Below are 17,552 nucleotides of genomic sequence, written 5' to 3' on the forward strand. Positions count from 1 at the left end.
CCTCCAGCGCGCAGCGCAGTTTCAGGATCTCGCCGAAATTCTCCTGGCTGACCGGGGCTGCGCGAAAGCCGCGCTGGCCTAGCCGTTCGACCAGCTGGTCCGAGACCAGCAGGGTCAGCGCCTCGCGGATCGGCGAGGCACCGGTGTTCATCCGGTCCTTGAGATGCTCGATCTTCAGCTTCTCGCCCGGAGCCAGCTCGCCGGTGATGATCATCTGGCGGATCGCCTGATAGGCGCCCTGCGTGGCAGACACGGCGGCTGGCGGTGCGGCGGAAGAGGTCTCTGGAAGCGGCTCGATCATGAACATCCGGGCTTTTGCGTTGTCACCCGAGCAATCCCACGGGCGGTGCGCCGAGGATCATCCACCCGACCGGGTTGGGATGCCGGTCCGTTCTGGCCCTTCGGCATCGCGCCGTGTGACGCCATCATTGAGTACGAACATGATGATACAGGTTTCGGTGCCCCGGTTTGACCAGGCATGGTTGGTGCCGCGCTGGATCACTACGTCGCCGGCCTTGAGCAAGACGTCATCTTCTTCCTCATCCATCAGCATCCAGATCTCGCCGCTCAGAACCAGCGCGTAATCGACGCTATCGGTGCGGTGCATGAAGGGATGGCGCGCGCCTTGCACGATATTGGCCGCAGCCCCCATCTCGGCAAAGGCGGCAGGGCCATCGAGCTTAGCTATCACTTCGGGATCTTCCGGCTGGAACTCGATACAGCGGAACACGCTTCCCATGGCGGGCGGGTGCAGGATGAATTCGCCGGTGCAGGTTTCGGTGGCACCGTCGTATTCGGCCGGGGTGCCATTGGAGATCCAGAAGGTGGTCAGCCGCACGCCGGGGCGGTTGGGCCGTTCGAGATACTGCGTGGCAGTCGTATCGCTCTCGATGATCGCTTTTCCCATGGCATCATGCCCGGTGACGACGCGGCGAAATTCCTTCATGGCTTTGGTCCTTTGCTTGTCCTAAACGGTGCGCTGCTCTGCGCGAAACCTGGAGATGGCTTAAAGGCCGCCCAGTAATGCGATGCCCGCTGCGGCGGTGGTAAAATCCTGAAACAGCAGGAGGACCCCCGCCAGCGCGGCCACCAGCCGACCCGAAAGCCCAAGCGGCTGGATGAGTACGCCGATCACCGCCACGGCAATGGCCATCACCCCAAGAGTTCCGGTGATCACGGCGGCGAGGTTCTGGACGAGATCGCCCTGAAGCAGCAAACCGGGCCCGAAGGCAAAGGCGAAAGGCAAAAGGAAACTGGGCGCGGCATAGGCGGCGGCGGTCCAGCCGCATTTGTTGATATCCGCCTCCGCGATCCCTCCGGCCACATAGGCGGCCAGTGCCACGGGTGGCGTGATGGTCGAGAGTCAGCCGAAATAGAAGACAAAGAAATGCGCGGTCAGGACGGGAACGCCCATCTTCACCAGCGCCGGGGCGACCACGGTGGCCAGGATCAGGTAGGCGGCGGTGGTCGGCAGGCCCATGCCAAGGATGATCGACACCACCATGGTCAGCACCAGCGCAATCACCAGATTGCTGCCCGAGCCTAGATCGATCAGCACGGCGATCTTTGAGCCAAGGCCAGTCAGGCCGAGCACCCCGGCGATGATCCCAGCAGCCGCGCAAGCCGCCGAGATCGTCACAACGTTGGACGCGCCTTCGGTGACAGCCCCCGCGATCCGGCCGATCAACTTACGGTCAAGGCGACGGGTCCAGAGCACCGTGACGGCGATCATCGCGACTATCGCCCAAAGCGACGCCTTGAAGGGGGAGTACCCTAGCAACATCATGCCCAGCAGAAGCACGAAGGCCACGATGAAGGGCATCCCGTCCCATAGGACACGGGCGGTGGAGCGAGGATCCGTTGAGCGGGCGGTGACTGGTTCGATCTTGCTGCGCACGGCCCGCAGGTGAACGACGATAAAGGCCGTGGTGAAGAACAGCAGCGCGGGCAGAAGGCCCGTGGCCATCACCTCCGTATAGGACACGCCCACAACCTCGGCCATGATGAAGGCGGCAGCCCCCATCACCTGCGGCATGATCTGCCCACCGGTCGAGGCCACGGCTTCCACGGCGGCGGCCTCGTGCGGCTGGTAGCCTTCGCGTTTCATCAACGGGATGGTCAGCGTTCCGGTGACGGCGACATTGCCTGCCGCGGATCCGGATACCATGCCGATCAGCGACGAAAACAGCACCGCCGATTTCGCTGAAGCCGCGCGCATGCCCCGGGTCAGGCGGAAGAATATCTCGAAGAAGAAATCGCCCGCACCAAGCCGCGAGAGCAGGGCGCCGAAGATGGTGAAGGTGACAATGTAGGTGGCCGCAACCCCGATCGGGATACCGTAGATCCCTTGCGTGTCTGTGGTCAGGAAAGTGACGACCCGTTCAAGCCCGTAGCCTCGGCCATTCAGGATGCCCGGCAGCATGGGGCTGACAAAGGGGTAGATGAAAAAGGTCAGGGTGATCGCGGCAAGGATCAAGCCGATGCCACGACGCGCGGCTTCGAACACCAGCACCACGATGACAAGCCCGGCCCAGTAGTCCTGCTGGTTGGTCATGCCACCGGAAAAGGCGATAGCCTTCCAGCGGCTCAACAGCCAGATGCTGGCCAGCAGGGCGGCCCCGATCAGCACGGCCTCCACACCCTGCGCGATCCGGTTGCCTTTTAACGCAGGCGTCTTGGGTTTGCGGGCAAACAACAGGAACAGTGCCAGCATCAGATGGGTGAGGCGCATTTCCATGGTCGACATGGAAATCACGCCGGACACGATCAGCAGATGATAGGCCGAAGCCAAAGGCCACCACTGAGAGTGCCCGCACAGGCGTGAGAATGTCGCGCAGTTCCGTCATGGTGCCTTCCTTCCGGATTGGGAGGCCAGGGAAAGGGGGCAGGGCCAAAGCCCCGCCCGCGGGATCATTTTGAGAAGTACACGGCCGCACCGTCATGCAACCCGATCGAGAGTTGCTGCGCGCGCGCCTTGTCGATCTGCTTGGCATTGGCGTTTTCCGCCGCAAATTCGTCCAGATGATCGTAGACCGCCGCAGCGATGAATTCGACGATGGCGGGATCCATATCGGTCGGCACGATCAACATGTTGGTGACGCCCAGCACCGTCGCGGGGCCGGCCATGTCATAGACTTCGGCCGGGATTTCGTATGTGCTGTAGGCCGGATTTCCGGCCATAACCTGGGCCAGCATATCGCTTTCCTTGGCGATCATCCGCAACTTGCCCGAAGCGGAGGCCTGCATCACCGCCGCCGCCGGATAACCAGACAGGGAAAGCGCCGCATCGACGTTCCCATCGGACAACTGGCTGAAGCCATCGCCGTAGCTGAGGAAACTGAGCGTGATATCGTCAAGGGTCATGCCATGGACCGGCAGGATGTTCTGCAGAAAGCCCATGGTGCCACCGCCCGCCGGGCCGACCGCCACGCGCTTGCCCTTGAGATCAGCAAAGCTCTGGATGTCGGACCCGTCGGCCACCACCATGTGCAGCACAGACGGGTGCAGTGGCCCCAGTGCCTTCAGATCAAGCGGATTGCCATCATAGGCACCGCGTCCGGCCACGGCATCGGCGGCAAGGTTGGCATTGGTGATGCCAAGTTCGACCTCGCCCATCGCCACAAGGCGCGGGTTCTGGACCGAGCCCTGGGTGACGATGGGCACCATGGTGATATCGCTACCGGAGTATTTGTTGACCAGGTTCGAAATCCCCTGACCGATGGGAAAAAAGGCACCGCCAACGCTGGCGGTTCCGATCCGGTATTCCTCGGCATGGGCACCAAGCGCAGAAACCGCCATTGCGGTGCAGAATGCTAGATATTTGATGGTGAAACGCATGTGTAGTCCTCCCTGACAAGAGGACGGCATCGATAAATAGTCAATTAAATTAAAATATCGATTTTATTGACGGCGGCAGAAGTCTGCTCTTCAGGACCTGACTTGCTGAATGACTGGAAGAGCGACGGTGTTCCGGAACCCGTGGATGCACAGGTTGGAATGGCCAACCACGTTGTGCCGCAGGCCTTGGCCAGTGTCGCTGATGCTGCCAATACCATTGCACGGTCACTGCGGTGCCTTTCGTCAGCCATGACCGCTGTTTTCCAGGGCACATTGATCCTGGAGCGGATCGCTTGGTCCTGAGCCGGAGTACCGCCGTTGCCGGGAAATGACCTTCGGCTCTCCGCAGCTTGCACAGTCGGTTGAAGATCACATCTCGGGACCAATCTTGCGGTATTCGGGACCAGGACGGAAGCTTTTAGCCGATCTTGTCGTCCGCAAAGGGCAGGGCAATCCCGCAATCCGCCGCCAAGGCGTTCAGATCCCGGCGCAGGGCCGGGTTCAGAGTCAACCCGGTCTTGCGGCGCATCTCGGCCATGGCGGTCTTGCCATCCCCCGGTATGCGCACAGGGTCATGGCCGGGCAGCGGGGTAGAGGCGCGCATCTCGGAAAAGACCCGAGCCGCGACTTCCGCGAAATCGCCGTTCAGCCCAAAGGCTGCCGGGTCAATGGCCACGACGAATTGCCCCGTGTTCGTGGAAGACGTCGTATCCTTGGTGAAATCCACCACGTTTGACCCGAAGGCCGCGCCGTTCAGCACCCCGGCCAGCAGGCCGATCGCAAGCGACAATCCGTACCCCTTGGGACCGCCGATTGGCAGAAGGAAGCCTTCGGACTTGCGGGCAGGGTCGGTCAGGGGTTGCCCGTCGCGGCCAACCATCCAGCCCTCCGGCATGGGTTCACCCTGTTGCAACAGCGTCTTGATCTTGCCCATGGCAGCGACAGTGGTCGCCATGTCGAAGACAAAGGGATCAGGCCCGGTGGAAGGTGCGGAAAAAGCTATCGGATTGGTGCCGATGAGCAGATCCGTGCCGCCATAGGGGGGCACGTGGTTGGCACTGCCCACGGCGGCCGAAAAGCCCAGCAACCCAGCCTCGGCCTGCGGACGGACATAGAGCGCCAGCGGGCCTGCGTGGTTGCCACGCCGCACGCCCACCCAACCGACACCGACCGCCCTGGCCTTCTCGATGGCCAGATCGCGGGCGGCGGCCATGGACAGATGCCCCAGACCGTCATCCCCGTCGATCACCGCCGTGGCGACGGTTTCCTGTGCGACGGTGATATTGGGGGCCGGGTTGCAGCCGCCCCCCGCAAGCCGGGCAAGGTACTGGCGCAGACGAAAGACGCCATGGGTGCCGTAGCCGTAGATGTCCGCTTCAACCATGAGGGAAGCGACCGTTTCCGCATCCGTCACGACGACGCCGCGCGATCCGAGCGCCTGCGCAACGAACGCGCGCAGGCGGTTGACGGCAATGGGAGAAAGCTCAGTGCTCACCAGCGCCCACCCTTTCCTTGTGCCAGAAGACAACCTTGCGCTGGGTCCACTGCACGAGCAGGTACAACGCCAGTCCGACAAGGCTGAGATAGAGGATCAGCGAAAACACCCGGGGGGTGTTGAGCTGCGAGGCCGCGACCCGGATCAACTCGCCAAAGCCCTTGCCGCCACCCAGAAATTCCCCCGTGATGGCGCCGGCCATGACGCCGACGGCGCCGATTTTCACACCTGTGAAGATCTGCGGTAGGCCCGTGGGCAGCTTCATCTTGATCAGGGTTTGCATCCGGCTCGCCCCCATGGTCTTGAATAGCATCCGCGCGTTTTCATCCGCAGCGTGCAGACCGGCCGCAGTTCCCACGACGATGGGGAATGTCGCGATGAAAGCGGCCAGGGCGACTTTGGATTCGATGCCAAAGCCTAGCCAGGCGACGAAAAGTGGGGCGAATGCCACCTTCGGCATCGTGTCGATCGCGACCAGATACGGCATCACGGCTTTTTCGCCGAAGGCCGTTTCCCCGACCAGAACGCCCAGCGAGAACCCGATCGCAATGGCCAGCGCGAAACCATAGATCACTTCCTTGATTGTGATCCAGAGCGAGGTGAGCATGTAGCCGCCGGTCAAAAGGTTCTTGCCCACGAAGATCATGTCGTTCAACGTTTCCAGCGGGGTTGGCAGGATGATCGGGGACACAAGTCCAAAGCTCGTTACCAGTTGCCAGGTGCCGATGAACATCACGAAGACGAATGTCATGGCGATGGAACGCGGAACGGAGTCGATGAAGGCGATTTCCTGGACCCATACAGTGTCCTGCACCGTCTCTACGTCGGCGGGCTGATTGGTCTGAAACTCGGTCACATGTCCTCTCCCTTGTCCAGCATGCCGCGGATATGGTCCACGATTTCGCCGAATTTCGGCGTCGTCATCATGTCGAGCGTGCGTGGGCGCGGCAGGTCGACCTTCACGATCTCGGCAATCCGGCCCGGACGCGGTTTCATCACGACGATGTCGTCGGACAGGATCACGGCTTCCTGAATGGAATGTGTGACGAGGAAGGCCGTCGCGTTCTGCTCCATGCAGATGCGCTGCAATTCCATGTTCATCATGTCTCGCGACAACTCATCCAGTGCGCTGAACGGTTCATCCAGCAGCAGCACGGCAGGTTCGGTGATCAGCATCCGGCAGATCGAGGCGCGTTGCGCCATGCCACCCGACAGCTCATTCGGATAGACGTTTTCGAACCCCTTCAGTCCCACGATGTCCAGAAGCTCATGCGCCTTGTCCATGGCTTTCTTGGCGGCGGCCTTGCCGTCGCGGATTTCGATCGGCAGCACGATGTTCTCGACGGCGGTCTTCCATGGAAAGAGGGTCGCCTGCTGGAACATCATCCCGATGTCGCGGCGGGGGCCGGTCACAGGCTTGCCCTGCAGGACGACCCGGCCCTGGGTGGGCGGAATCAGACCTGCCATGACTTTCAGAAGGGTGGATTTACCGCAGCCGCTCGATCCGATGACGGACGTGAAGCTGCCCTTTTTGAGGGTCAGATCGACCTTCTCCAGCGCGACCACCAGGTTGCGCGCATAAGTCTTGCTGACATTGGTCAGCTCATAAATCGGCGCGCCTACAGGCGCGCCGGAGTAATCAGTTGCCAATTCAGCGTTCATCCGCCGGCGGCCTCGCTGCCAATGGCTGCGAACTCGTTGGTCCAGGCCGCATCCAGGTCATCGAGCGGTGCCGAAATCTCGCCGCCGGCCACAAGGGCATCCTGCCATTCGGCCCAAACCTCTGCCGGATACCAACCCAGATGCGGGCTGCCTTCGGGCGGGATCGTCTTGGAGCGGACAGCATCGAACAAAGCCGACTGGAATTCTGGATCTTCGCCTTCCTGCGGGTTGCCAGCCGCAAGATGCGCCAGCACGGCTTCCCGATTGGCATCGTCCAGTGCGAAGGCGTGACCACGGGCGAAGGCCCGGCTCCAGGCCTCGACCAGTTCGCGGTCGTTGGCAATGGTGTCGGCCATGGTTGCAATACCGTTGCCGAAGAAGCGTCCGAATTCGGCGGGCGTGATGTCACGAACCTTCATGCCGCGCTGGTTCAGGATGGCGGTGTCGGCGGTCGAGGCGGAATAGGCCTCGATTTCGTCGTTCAGGAAGGCGGCGGTTGCGGGTCCGCCATCGCCGACGGTGAGGAACTCAAAGTCTTCGCCAGCGATCATGCCCGCGCTGCTCATCACGTTGCGGGCAAAGCCCACTTCTGCGCCATCGGCGGTGCCGGTGCCGATAATCTTGCCGCGCAGTTCCTCGATGTTCTGGTAATCGGAATTTTCCTCCACCGAGATGCCGAAGTTGCTGCGGGCCGCCACGTTGTAAATGTGCACGGCGTCCACACCACGCGACCGGGCGGCGATCAGCGGGCCGGGTCCAGGGCGTCCGAAGTGGGCCTGACCTGCGGACAAGGCCTGCAGGACCGCGCCAGAGCCGTTGATGGCCTCGACGGTCACATCCAGTCCTTCTTCTGCGAAATAGCCTTCGCCTATCGCGACGAAAACCGGGAACGAGTTGATCGCGGACGGGCTTGGCTGAACGAAGGTGATCTCGCGCAAGTCCTGCGCGAAGGCGGTTGCCCCCATCAGGCACATTGCCGGCACGGCCGCCAGCACCGAGGCTGTAAATGCTCTTCTTTTCATCATGGTGTTAGGTCCTCCCATTGGTCCTTTGATGTATCTTTCCCTCAAGCCACGCGATGGCGAGGAAGAGACCCTTATACGGCGCGCACAGAGTTGCTGAGCGTGCCGATCCCTGAAACTTCACAAACCACCGTGTCGCCGTCTTTGAGAAACTTCGGTGGGTCCATGGCGTAGCCGACGCCCGACGGGGTGCCGGTGGCGATGATGTCGCCAGGTTGCAGCGTGAGCCCTTCGGACAAGGCCGCAATAAGGGTCGGAATGTCGAAGATCATGTCCGCGGTCTTGCCCTCCTGACGCTGTTCACCGTTGACCTTGAGCCCGATCGACAGTGCATGCGGATCGGCAATCGCGTCTGCGGTTTCGATCCAGGGTCCAAGCGGGCAGGAGCCGTCGAGCCCCTTGCCCTTGAAGTACTGGCCACCGTGACGGCGCTGGATGTCCCGCGCGGTGATGTCGTTCAGGATCGTGTAGCCGAACACATGATCCATGGCGTCTGCCTTGGAAATATTCCGTCCGGGCTTGCCGATCACAACAGCCAGTTCGACCTCGTAGTCGATGCTGGTGGACACCTGCGGAAAGATCAGGACGTCACCATCGGGTGGCACGATCGAGGTCGGCGGCTTGGTGAAGAAGACCGGATGTTCGGTCACGCCGACGTTCTGTTTCTGAGCCCGGTCGCCCTCCGCGATATGCTCGGCATAGTTCCGGCCGACACAAAAGACGTTCTTTCGCGGTGTCGGAATCGGCGCCTGCAACACGGCGTCCGCCGGGACAATGGCGTCGGTGTGTTTGCCGGCCTCGGCGTCGGCCACCAGTTCCCGAAGCGCCGAAAGCGCATCAGCCCCGCCTTCGATAAGGCCCAGCATCGAGGCCGCTTGAAGCGCGTCGGCGCCGGGACCTTTCAGACCCTGCGCCGCCTTAGCGATATCCATCAATTTCTCGTTGTTCAAAACCGCGGCGCAAACCTCTTGCCCGTCCACGGAAACTGTTGCCAGTCGCACTCGGCAATCCTCCCTCGTGCTGATTTCTGTAGCGGTTACGCAAGAAAGCCTGCGACTCACCGCCACACTCCTTGCATATAATTTGAACGAGTCAGAGATTGGATCAATCAACCAATCACCGAATTGGGCGGACAAATGGCCGAGACGAACGACCTCTCGCAGAGACTGCGCGACCTCATCGACAACGCGGGATACCGGCACAATGACCGCATCCCGCCCGAACGCGAACTATGCAAGCGGCTGGGGACGACGCGGAACCAGATGCGCAAGGCGCTGTCCGAACTCGAAGCCCAGGGCCGCATCTGGCGCCATGTTGGGCGGGGCACCTTTGTCGGGGCGCGGCCCGTGCTCAATCTTCAGGACGTTACCTATCTGCGCGACCTGATTAAGCCCGAACAGGTGGTGGCGGTCCGCCTGAATGTCGAACCGGAACTCAGCCGACTGGCGGCATTGCACGCCCGAAAATCCGACCGCGAACAGATGAAACTCTGCGCCGACAAGTGCCGGAACGCCGTGGATTGGCGCACCTATGAGGCGTGGGACAACAACCTGCACCACGCAATCGCCCGCGCCACGCAGAACCAGCTGTTCCTGTACTTTTTTGAAACGTTGAACTCGGTGCGGCGATCCATTGTCTGGGGACAGCCGCGTGAAACTTACGGGCCGGATGCCAACTATTCCAGTTTCCGCGAGCACGACGAGATCGTGGAGGCCATCACTGCCGGAGAGGGGGATCTTGCTGCCAGCGCAATGCGGCGTCATCTGCATTCCGTGTACTCTCGCGTGTTGCCCGAGAGCGTTTCGGAGGACGACAGACCGCACTGACAGCTTGAACCAATCGCGAAAATGGTTGGCATTGCGGCGGTTGCGACGGCTTGCAAATCCCGCGCATACGCTTCGAATAAAATGACATTGGCCGCGTCAAGCCGGGTGGAGTGCGACGTGTGTCCCCATCGGTTCGACGGTTCCGAAACCGGAACCTGGAAATCAAACGCTCAGGAGGAAAGTAATGTCCGATTATGTGATTCCCGCGCCGCAGGTGCATGTCATCCCGACCGAGGGTGGTGGAGACTTCCCGGTGCGGCGCGTCTATTGCATCGGCCGCAACTTCGCAGCGCATGCCGTGGAAATGGGCCACGATCCCGATCGTGAACCGCCGTTCTTTTTCCAGAAGAACCCCAACAACCTGGATGCGTCGGGGGAGTTTCCCTATCCGCCGCATACCTCGGACGTGCATCACGAAGTGGAACTGCTGGTCGGCTTGAAATCCGGCGGCACGAATATTCCGCTGGACGAAGCGCTGGACCATGTCTGGGGATACGGCGTGTCGCTTGATATGACCCGCCGCGACCTGCAAGGCCAGATGAAGAAAATGGGGCGTCCGTGGGAGATCGGCAAAGCCTTTGAGCGTTCGGGTCCGGTCGGCCCGTTGCGCCCTGTCTCGGCTGTCGGTCATCCCGATCAGGGGCGTGTGGCGCTTCTGGTGAATGGCGAATTGCGGCAGGAAGGCGACCTGAACCAGATGATCTGGAAGGTGCCGGAAATGATCTCCTACCTGTCGGAGTATTTTGATCTGGCAGCCGGTGACGTCATCATGGCGGGCACGCCTTCGGGTGTGAACGCAGTGGTCAGCGGCGACGTCATGGAAGCGTCGATCGAAGGTGTCGGGACCCTGAACGTCAAGGTCGTGTGACCCTGCCACGACTCCGGGTCGTGGCACGCCTTGACCCTTGTGGCGCAGCCTTGGGGAGCAAGCGTGCCCGACCTATCTGAAACGGTGCCATTGCTGGCATTCCTCGTGGCCATCGGTGCGATGGCCGGCGTGCTTGCCGGCCTGCTGGGCGTCGGTGGCGGCATCATCCTTGTGCCGGCCTTCTACTATGCGTTTTCGTCCCTGGGCTACGGGGGCGACTACATCATGCAGGTTTCCATCGCGACGTCGCTTGCCACAATCGTCGTGACCTCGTTTCGGTCGGTCGCCAGCCATAACCGGAAGGGTGCTGTCCAATGGGACATCCTGAAAGGTTGGGCACCGGGTATCGTGGCGGGGGCCATCCTTGGCGTTTCCGTAACCACCGTTCTGCGCACTTCTGTTCTGCAAGGCGTCTTCGGCGTTCTGGCGTTGCTGGTCGGAAGCTACATGCTGCTGTCGCGGGACAGTTGGCGTCTGGGCAAAGCCATGCCACGCGGCGCGCTGCGCAATGGTCTGGCCGTGGCCGTCGGGGGGCTGTCTGTTGTCATGGGCATTGGGGGCGGTGCCTTCGGGGTCACGCTTCAGACGTTGTTTGGTCGGCCAATTCATCAGGCCGTTGCGACTGCGGCCGGGTTTGGCGTGTTGATCGCTGTGCCGTCGGTAGTGATGTTCTTGTTCGTCAATCCGCCGTCAACTGACCTGCCGCCCTACACGGTCGGCGTGGTCAACCTGATTGCCTTTGCAATCATCGTGGGGATGACCTTGCTGACAGCACCCTTGGGAGTCCGGCTGGCGCATCGCGCAGACCCCCGACCGCTGAAGCGGTACTTCGCGATGTTCCTGATCTTCATGGCGCTGAACATGATCCGGAAAGCGGTGGAGTGGTAGAAGGCGCCTTGCCGATCCGGGGGGGCGTTGCGCGGGGCAGGGCCTACCCGGTTTTGGCGGTGCATCCGGTCTGCTCGATAGCCGTGACTGCGCAGCGTTCATCATTGTCCGAACTGTCGCCGGTGATCCCGATGGCCCCGATCAGAACGCCATCGCGTTCGATCAGGACGCCGCCGGGAACCGGAACAAGTTGGCCCCCGTTGAGCGCGTTCATCGCGTCGATGAAATACGGCTGTTCCTGCGCGCGAGTAAAAAGTGCGCGGGATCCCAGACCCATGGCAACCGCGCCTTTGGCCTTGCCCTGCGCGATCTCGGGGCGAAGATTACTGGTGCCGTCTTCGCGTTGCAGCGCCACAAGATGCCCGCCAGCGTCGATCACGGCGATTGTCAGCGGGTTCATGTCATTTGCACGGCGATGGTCCAGGGCTGCGGCGATCAGGGCATTGGCGAAGTCGAGGTTCATGTCAGGGCTTTCTGGAAATCAGGTGGCCCGCGCGCAGATGGACGGCGCGCGGGGGACACCTTTGGGCAGTGGAATTGGTCCAGGAAGGACCGGGGCAGAGAGCGGTTTTCCCGTCCCATGATACTCCATTTCAGAGGTATTTTCTGCGGTGTTCCGCAATCAGTGCGGTGTCTTGAGATACTCCATCGCGGCCTGCGCCCCGCCGGATTGGTGCGGAATGCCAGTCTTGGCCAGTCCCATTTCAACGCCCGACAGCGTTGCCATCAGCATCAGGTCGTTGAAATCCCCAAGATGTCCGATGCGGAACACCTTGTCGGCGACCTTCGACAACCCGTTGCCCAGCGAGATGTCATAATGCTTGAGGGTCGTCGCCCGGAAGGCATCCGCCGAATGCCCGTCGGGCAGCATGACCGCCGTCAGCACGCCAGATTCCTGGCCTTGACGCGCGCACAGGGTTTCAAGCCCCCAGGCCTGAACCGCCGCCCGTGTCGCCGCCCCGTGGCGGGCATGGCGGGCAAAGACATTGTCCAGGCCTTCCTCGTGCAGCATGTCGATGGCTTCATTGAGGCCGTAGAGCAGGTTGGTCCCCGGCGTATAGGGGAAATAGCCGGTCGCATTCGGACCCACCATGTCGTGCCAATCCCAGTAACTGCGCGGCATCGTGGTGGTTTTCGCATGCTCCAGCGCTTTCGCGCTGACCGCGTTGAAGCTCAGCCCCGGAGGCAGCATCAGCCCCTTTTGCGATCCGGACACACAGACATCGACGCCCCAGTCATCAAAGCGGAAATCGATCGAGGCCAGGCCGGATATGGAATCCACCATCAGCAGGCACGGATGCCCGGCGGCATCGATGGCCTTGCGCACTTCGGCGATGGGCGACACTGACCCCGTCGAGGTTTCGTTGTGGACCACGCAAACCGCCTTGATCTCGTGGCGGGTGTCCGCCCGCAGCCGTGCTTCGATGCGGTCCGGCTCGGCGCCGCCGCGCCAGTCGCCTTCCAGAAGCTCCGGCTCAAACCCGATCTTGCGCGCCGTTTTGCTCCACAGCGCTGCGAAGTGACCGGTTTCGAACATCAGAACCTTGTCGCCGGGTGACAGCGTGTTCACCAGCGCGGCCTCCCACCCGCCGGTGCCTGAGGAGGGGAAGATGAACACATTCTGATCTGTCTTGAAGATCGACTTCATCCCCTCAAGAGCCTTCTTGCCGACAGCGGCAAAATCCGGCCCCCGATGGTCAATGGTTTGCTGGCCGATGGCCTGCAGGATGCGGTCGGGCACCGCGCTTGGCCCCGGAATTTGCAAGAAATGCCTTCCAGCCTGACGCATCGTATTTGATCCTCTCCCAGGCGCCGATGGTCGGCGCGATCAACTGTTGTCAAAATGTAATTATGAATTCATAATTCAGTCAACCGTCAAATTCGGCAATGAAATCAAAGCCACGATGGGGGAGGCCCACAGACTCATGCGTGAAAATACCCGTCTTTCCAGCCGTTTGCGTGCCGCTGTCGCAGGCGATGTGATGGCCGATGCCGCTGCGCGTGCGCGGTATGCAACCGATGCTTCGATCTATCAGATGGTGCCAGAGGCCGTGGTTGTGCCACGGTCGGTAGGGGACATCGAGGCGACCATGACCATCGCGGGCGAAGAGGGCACGCCAATCCTTCCCCGTGGTGGCGGCACGTCGCAATGCGGGCAGACGGTCAACCGCGCCATTGTGCTGGACAACACGCGCCACCTTAACCACATCCTGGACATCGACACCGAAAGCCTCACCGCACGGGTGCAGCCCGGCCTGGTTCTGGACGAGTTGAACCGGGCGCTGAAGCCGCACGGTCTGTGGTTTCCGGTCGATCCTTCCACCGCCTCGCGCTGCACGCTTGGGGGCATGGCCGCGAACAATTCATCGGGCGGCAAGTCCCTGCGCTATGGCATCATGCGGGACAACGTGCGTGCGATCTCGGCCATTCTTCCGGACGGGACGAAAGCGCAGTTCAACCGGGATGATCCTGCGCTGGGGCCTTATGCCGATCTGGTCAGCGACATGCGTGCCTTGGGACGGCGCGAGGCGGATGAAATCGCCGCACGCTTTCCAGCCGTGCAGCGCCGGGTGGGCGGCTACAACATAGACGCGCTGACCGGCGCGGATGTGAACATGGCGCATCTGCTGGTCGGCTCGGAAGGGACGCTGGCCTATTTCACTGAGCTTGAGTTGAGCCTGGCCCATCTTCCGGGAGAGAAGGTCATCGGCGTCTGCCATTTCCCGACTTTCTATGCCGCGATGGAGGCCGCACAGCATCTTGTCACGCTGACACCGCAGGCTGTCGAGTTGATCGACGACACGATGATTGCATTGGGCCGCGAGATCCCATTGTTCCGCAAGACCATCGAGGCCTTCGTCGAAGGCGACCCTGCCGCGCTTCTTCTTGTCGAATTCGCGAACGGCAGTGCAGAGGCCAATGCCGCCAAGCTTGCAGAACTGGCGCAGATGATGGGCGATCACGGCTTTGCCTTTTCCGGTGCGGGCGACCGTTGGGGCGGCGTCGTTCCGGTGACTGACGCCGCCTTGCAGAACGCCATTGCCGAATACCGCAAGGCGGGCCTGAACGTGATGATGTCGATGAAAGAGGCGGGCAAGCCGATCTCCTTTGTCGAGGATTGCGCCGTCGCGCTGCCCGATCTTGCCGACTACACCCAAGGCGTGACCGAGATCTTCGCGCGGCACGGCACCAAGGGCACATGGTATGCCCATGCGTCGGTCGGCTGTCTGCATGTGCGTCCCGTCCTCAACATGCGGCAGGACAAGGACGTCAAGTCCATGCGGGCGATCGCGGAGGAGTGCTTCGATCTGGTCAAGCGCTACAAGGGTTCGCATTCCGGGGAACATGGCGACGGGATCGCGCGCTCGGAATTCCACGAGAAGATGTTCGGCGCGCGCATCGTGTCGGCCTTTGAAGAGGTGAAAACGCGCTTCGACCCAAACGGTCTGATGAACCCCGGAAAGATCGTACAGGCGCCGGCCATGGATGACCGCCGGGTCTTTCGCTATGGCCCCGACTACGCTGTGCCCGATTTCAAAACCGTGCTCGACTGGTCGGCATGGCCGGGTGCCGGGGGCGGGTTTCAGGGCGCGGTCGAGATGTGCAACAACAATGGTGCCTGCCGCAAGCTGAAGGGCGGGGTCATGTGCCCGTCCTTCCGCGCCACCCGCAACGAGCGTGATGCGACGCGCGGACGCGCCAACACCCTGCGCTTTGCGATCAGCGGCCAGATGCCCGGCGGGCTGGCATCCGATGCGATGGCCGACACCCTGAAGTACTGCGTGTCCTGCAAGGGCTGTCGGCGCGAATGTCCCACCGGCGTGGATATGGCGCGCATGAAGATCGAAGTGCTGGCCGCACGGCGCAAGGACCGGGGGATGACGCTGGCCGACAAGATGGTCGGCTACCTGCCGCGCTATGCGGCAACGGCTGCGAAATTCGCGTGGCTGATCAACCTGCGCAACAGGATCGGGCCGGTGCGCAAGCTGACGGAAGCGCTCACCGGCATTTCGCACCGCCGCGATCTTCCGGAGTGGTCTTCAAACCCTTTCCGCGATGACGAGGCGCGGGATGCTAACCCGGATGTCCTGCTGTTCGCCGATATCTTCAACAGGTATTTCGAGCCGGAAAACCTGCGCGCCGCCGTGCGCGTCTTGCGTGCAGCAGGTCTGCGGGTCGCGGTTGCGCAAGATGACTCGGGCCGGGCGCTGGAGTGCGGGCGAACGCTTCTGGCCGTCGGCTGTGTCGAAGAGGCAAGGGCCGAGGTGGCGCGGGTGATCGACACGACGAAGGTGGCTGTCGCGAAGGGCATCCCGTTGATCGGGCTTGAGCCCTCGTCGATTCTGACGTTCCGCGATGAATCCCTTGGCTTGTGTCCGGGCCCGGAGGCAGAGGCGCTGGCGCAGTCCGCGCTGACCTTCGAGGAGTTCCTTGTCCAGCGGCCCGACCTGCCGCTGAAGCCCCTGAACAAGCCGATCTATGTCCACGGCCATTGCCATCAAAAGGCTCATGACGCTGTGACGCCCTTGCTCGACCTGCTCAACCGGATTCCGCAGTCAGAGGTTACCCTGATCGAAAGCAGTTGCTGCGGCATGGCGGGCGCCTTCGGCTATGCGCCCGACACCATCGACGTCTCGTACAGGATAGCGAACCTCGATCTGTTTCCGGCGCTTGCGGCGGCCCCGGAAGCCGCGCTTGTCGTCGCCAACGGTACCTCCTGTCGCCACCAGATCGCCGATGGCACCCCGCGCCGCGCGATGCACCTTGCCCGGTTGCTGGATCAGGCCATTGACGAATAGGTTGAAAACCATGCCCCTGACCGAAACCATCAAACGGCCTACACTGCACGAAGAACTCGTCGACAGGCTGCGCAACCTCGTGGTGGAAGACGCGTTGAAGCCCGGCGAGAAGGTGCCCGAGAAAGAGCTGTGCGAGTCCTTCGGTGTGTCGCGCACACCGCTGCGAGAAGCGCTCAAGGTGCTCGCGTCGGAAGGCTTCGTCGTGTTGCAAGCCAACCGCGGTGCCCGCGTCGCAGTTGTGACACGGCAAGAGTTGGAGAACACCTTTCCGGTCATTGCGCGCCTCGAACAACTGGCCGGGGAACTGGCTTGCGAGCATATCGATGCCGCAGGCATGACATGGATCGAAGAGCGGCACGTTGCGATGGTCAAGGCCTTCAAGGCAGGGGATCGGCCATCGTATTTCCAGGCCAACCAGGATATACACCAGGCCCTGATCCATGCCGCTAACAACGACATTCTGGAAGCACATCACAAGCTTTTGGCGGCACGGGTGCGCCGCGCGCGCTTCATGGTCAATCTGTCCGACGACCGCTGGGCGCAGGCGATCGAAGAACATGGCCGCATGATGGAAGCCCTGCGCCTTCGAGACGGCGAAGGACTTGGTCAGGTGATGAAGCTGCACATGCTGAACAAGTACGCCGCGCACATCAAGGCGATCGAGGACCAAGCCAACGAAGACCTGGAGAACTAACACCAACTGGGGGGCACCCGGCGCCGATCGCTGACGACTTTATCGGTGGCGAAAAAAGCGCGCTGGCGGGTTGTCCGGACCAGCGCCGCATGGCGCGGGACAGAGTCGCCAGATGGCATAGCCCATGCCGTCCGACAGCTCCCTGAGGGATTGTATTGACCCAGTGAAAACCTGCTCATGCTACAAGGGAGAGCGTAGCGATGAGTTTGACGGAGGCGACCATTTCAGCGGACTGTAATACGTCTGACTGAGTTGGCCCAAGTTTCCCAGACACCCACCGGGATCAGTTTCTGCTATCTGATTGCGAACTTAACGGGCGAGGGCATGCCGTTGTTCAAGTCCTTGCGCATCGGAGTGTGGAGGCTTTCGATGTCGGCGAACACCTCCGGCCGGGCGTTTCGCCGGTCGGTTCGACCTCGGATGCGTACCCGTTTCAGGAGCTGGAAGAAGCTCGCGGCTAC

18 protein-coding genes are annotated in these 17,552 nt (G+C 61.8%); 5 read left to right on the forward strand and 13 right to left on the reverse strand.

Translation table 11 applies throughout. The features are described from left to right. The 11 genes from AB0T83_RS10310 to AB0T83_RS10360 all read right to left on the reverse strand — a co-directional run. Window positions 1–301: GntR family transcriptional regulator (locus tag AB0T83_RS10310; RefSeq protein WP_366192947.1), on the reverse strand; the 301-nt coding region annotated here is incomplete at its 3' end. Window positions 302–358: 57 nt separating this feature from the next. Next, entirely contained in the window at window positions 359–946 is a 588-nt protein-coding gene (locus AB0T83_RS10315; RefSeq protein ID WP_366192948.1) for a cupin domain-containing protein, read from the reverse strand. Window positions 947–1,006: 60 nt separating this feature from the next. Beyond that, window positions 1,007–1,342 carry a hypothetical protein gene (locus tag AB0T83_RS10320; RefSeq protein ID WP_366192949.1) on the reverse strand — a complete coding sequence of 112 codons (336 nt, stop codon included), beginning with the start codon at window positions 1,340–1,342 and terminating at the stop codon, window positions 1,007–1,009. A gap of 21 nt (window positions 1,343–1,363) precedes the next feature. Next, window positions 1,364–2,791 (reverse strand): TRAP transporter permease, encoded by a 1,428-nt coding sequence (locus AB0T83_RS10325; RefSeq protein WP_366192950.1) that lies wholly within the window; start codon window positions 2,789–2,791, stop codon window positions 1,364–1,366. Between the two features lie 119 nt (window positions 2,792–2,910). Next, window positions 2,911–3,837 (reverse strand): TAXI family TRAP transporter solute-binding subunit, encoded by a 927-nt coding sequence (locus AB0T83_RS10330; protein ID WP_366192951.1) that lies wholly within the window; start codon window positions 3,835–3,837, stop codon window positions 2,911–2,913. Between the two features lie 44 nt (window positions 3,838–3,881). Beyond that, entirely contained in the window at window positions 3,882–4,088 is a 207-nt protein-coding gene (locus tag AB0T83_RS10335; RefSeq protein ID WP_366192952.1) for a hypothetical protein, read from the reverse strand. A 167-nt stretch (window positions 4,089–4,255) separates the two neighbouring features. After that, window positions 4,256–5,332, reverse strand: a complete 1,077-nt coding sequence (locus tag AB0T83_RS10340; protein ID WP_366192953.1) for an Ldh family oxidoreductase — start codon at window positions 5,330–5,332, stop codon at window positions 4,256–4,258. Further along, window positions 5,322–6,188: an ABC transporter permease gene (locus tag AB0T83_RS10345; RefSeq protein WP_366192954.1), complete on the reverse strand. Its 867-nt coding sequence runs from the start codon at window positions 6,186–6,188 to the stop codon at window positions 5,322–5,324. The genes AB0T83_RS10340 and AB0T83_RS10345 overlap by 11 nt, the downstream gene beginning before the upstream one ends. Beyond that, window positions 6,185–6,994, reverse strand: coding sequence for an ABC transporter ATP-binding protein (locus AB0T83_RS10350; RefSeq protein WP_366192955.1), 810 nt, complete (start codon window positions 6,992–6,994; stop codon window positions 6,185–6,187). The genes AB0T83_RS10345 and AB0T83_RS10350 overlap by 4 nt, the downstream gene beginning before the upstream one ends. Further along, window positions 6,991–8,019 carry an ABC transporter substrate-binding protein gene (locus tag AB0T83_RS10355; protein ID WP_366192956.1) on the reverse strand — a complete coding sequence of 343 codons (1,029 nt, stop codon included), beginning with the start codon at window positions 8,017–8,019 and terminating at the stop codon, window positions 6,991–6,993. Before AB0T83_RS10355 ends, AB0T83_RS10350 begins: the two co-directional genes overlap by 4 nt. Before the next feature lie 71 nt (window positions 8,020–8,090). Then, entirely contained in the window at window positions 8,091–8,948 is an 858-nt protein-coding gene (locus AB0T83_RS10360; protein WP_366192957.1) for a fumarylacetoacetate hydrolase family protein, read from the reverse strand. A 204-nt stretch (window positions 8,949–9,152) separates the two neighbouring features. On the opposite strand from AB0T83_RS10360, the gene AB0T83_RS10365 reads away from it, so the two are divergent. The 3 genes from AB0T83_RS10365 to AB0T83_RS10375 all read left to right on the forward strand — a co-directional run bounded on the left by AB0T83_RS10365 (window position 9,153) and on the right by AB0T83_RS10375 (window position 11,598). After that, window positions 9,153–9,842 (forward strand): FadR/GntR family transcriptional regulator, encoded by a 690-nt coding sequence (locus AB0T83_RS10365; RefSeq protein WP_366192958.1) that lies wholly within the window; start codon window positions 9,153–9,155, stop codon window positions 9,840–9,842. Window positions 9,843–10,026: 184 nt separating this feature from the next. After that, window positions 10,027–10,710: a fumarylacetoacetate hydrolase family protein gene (locus AB0T83_RS10370; RefSeq protein ID WP_366192959.1), complete on the forward strand. Its 684-nt coding sequence runs from the start codon at window positions 10,027–10,029 to the stop codon at window positions 10,708–10,710. Between the two features lie 63 nt (window positions 10,711–10,773). Further along, window positions 10,774–11,598: a sulfite exporter TauE/SafE family protein gene (locus AB0T83_RS10375; protein ID WP_366192960.1), complete on the forward strand. Its 825-nt coding sequence runs from the start codon at window positions 10,774–10,776 to the stop codon at window positions 11,596–11,598. A 43-nt stretch (window positions 11,599–11,641) separates the two neighbouring features. Here the strand turns inward: AB0T83_RS10375 and AB0T83_RS10380 are convergent, their stop codons facing one another. Both AB0T83_RS10380 and AB0T83_RS10385 read right to left on the reverse strand, forming a co-directional pair. Further along, the gene (locus AB0T83_RS10380) at window positions 11,642–12,061 is read right to left on the reverse strand and encodes a GlcG/HbpS family heme-binding protein (protein WP_366192961.1); all 420 of its coding nucleotides are present in this window, start codon (window positions 12,059–12,061) and stop codon (window positions 11,642–11,644) included. Between the two features lie 159 nt (window positions 12,062–12,220). Then, window positions 12,221–13,387 carry a pyridoxal-phosphate-dependent aminotransferase family protein gene (locus AB0T83_RS10385; RefSeq protein WP_366192962.1) on the reverse strand — a complete coding sequence of 389 codons (1,167 nt, stop codon included), beginning with the start codon at window positions 13,385–13,387 and terminating at the stop codon, window positions 12,221–12,223. 136 nt (window positions 13,388–13,523) lie between these two features. Here AB0T83_RS10385 and AB0T83_RS10390 point away from each other — a divergent pair, with 136 nt between their 5' ends. Further along, entirely contained in the window at window positions 13,524–16,397 is a 2,874-nt protein-coding gene (locus tag AB0T83_RS10390; protein WP_366192963.1) for an FAD-binding and (Fe-S)-binding domain-containing protein, read from the forward strand. A 10-nt stretch (window positions 16,398–16,407) separates the two neighbouring features. Continuing rightward, a complete protein-coding gene (locus AB0T83_RS10395) occupies window positions 16,408–17,091 on the forward strand; it encodes a GntR family transcriptional regulator (protein WP_366192964.1) in 684 nt (227 codons plus the stop codon). The last annotated feature ends 461 nt before the right edge of the window (window positions 17,092–17,552 follow it).

Origin of the sequence: Meridianimarinicoccus marinus (assembly GCF_040689105.1) — a bacterium.
GTDB classification, from domain to species: Bacteria; Pseudomonadota; Alphaproteobacteria; order Rhodobacterales; family Rhodobacteraceae; genus Meridianimarinicoccus; species Meridianimarinicoccus marinus.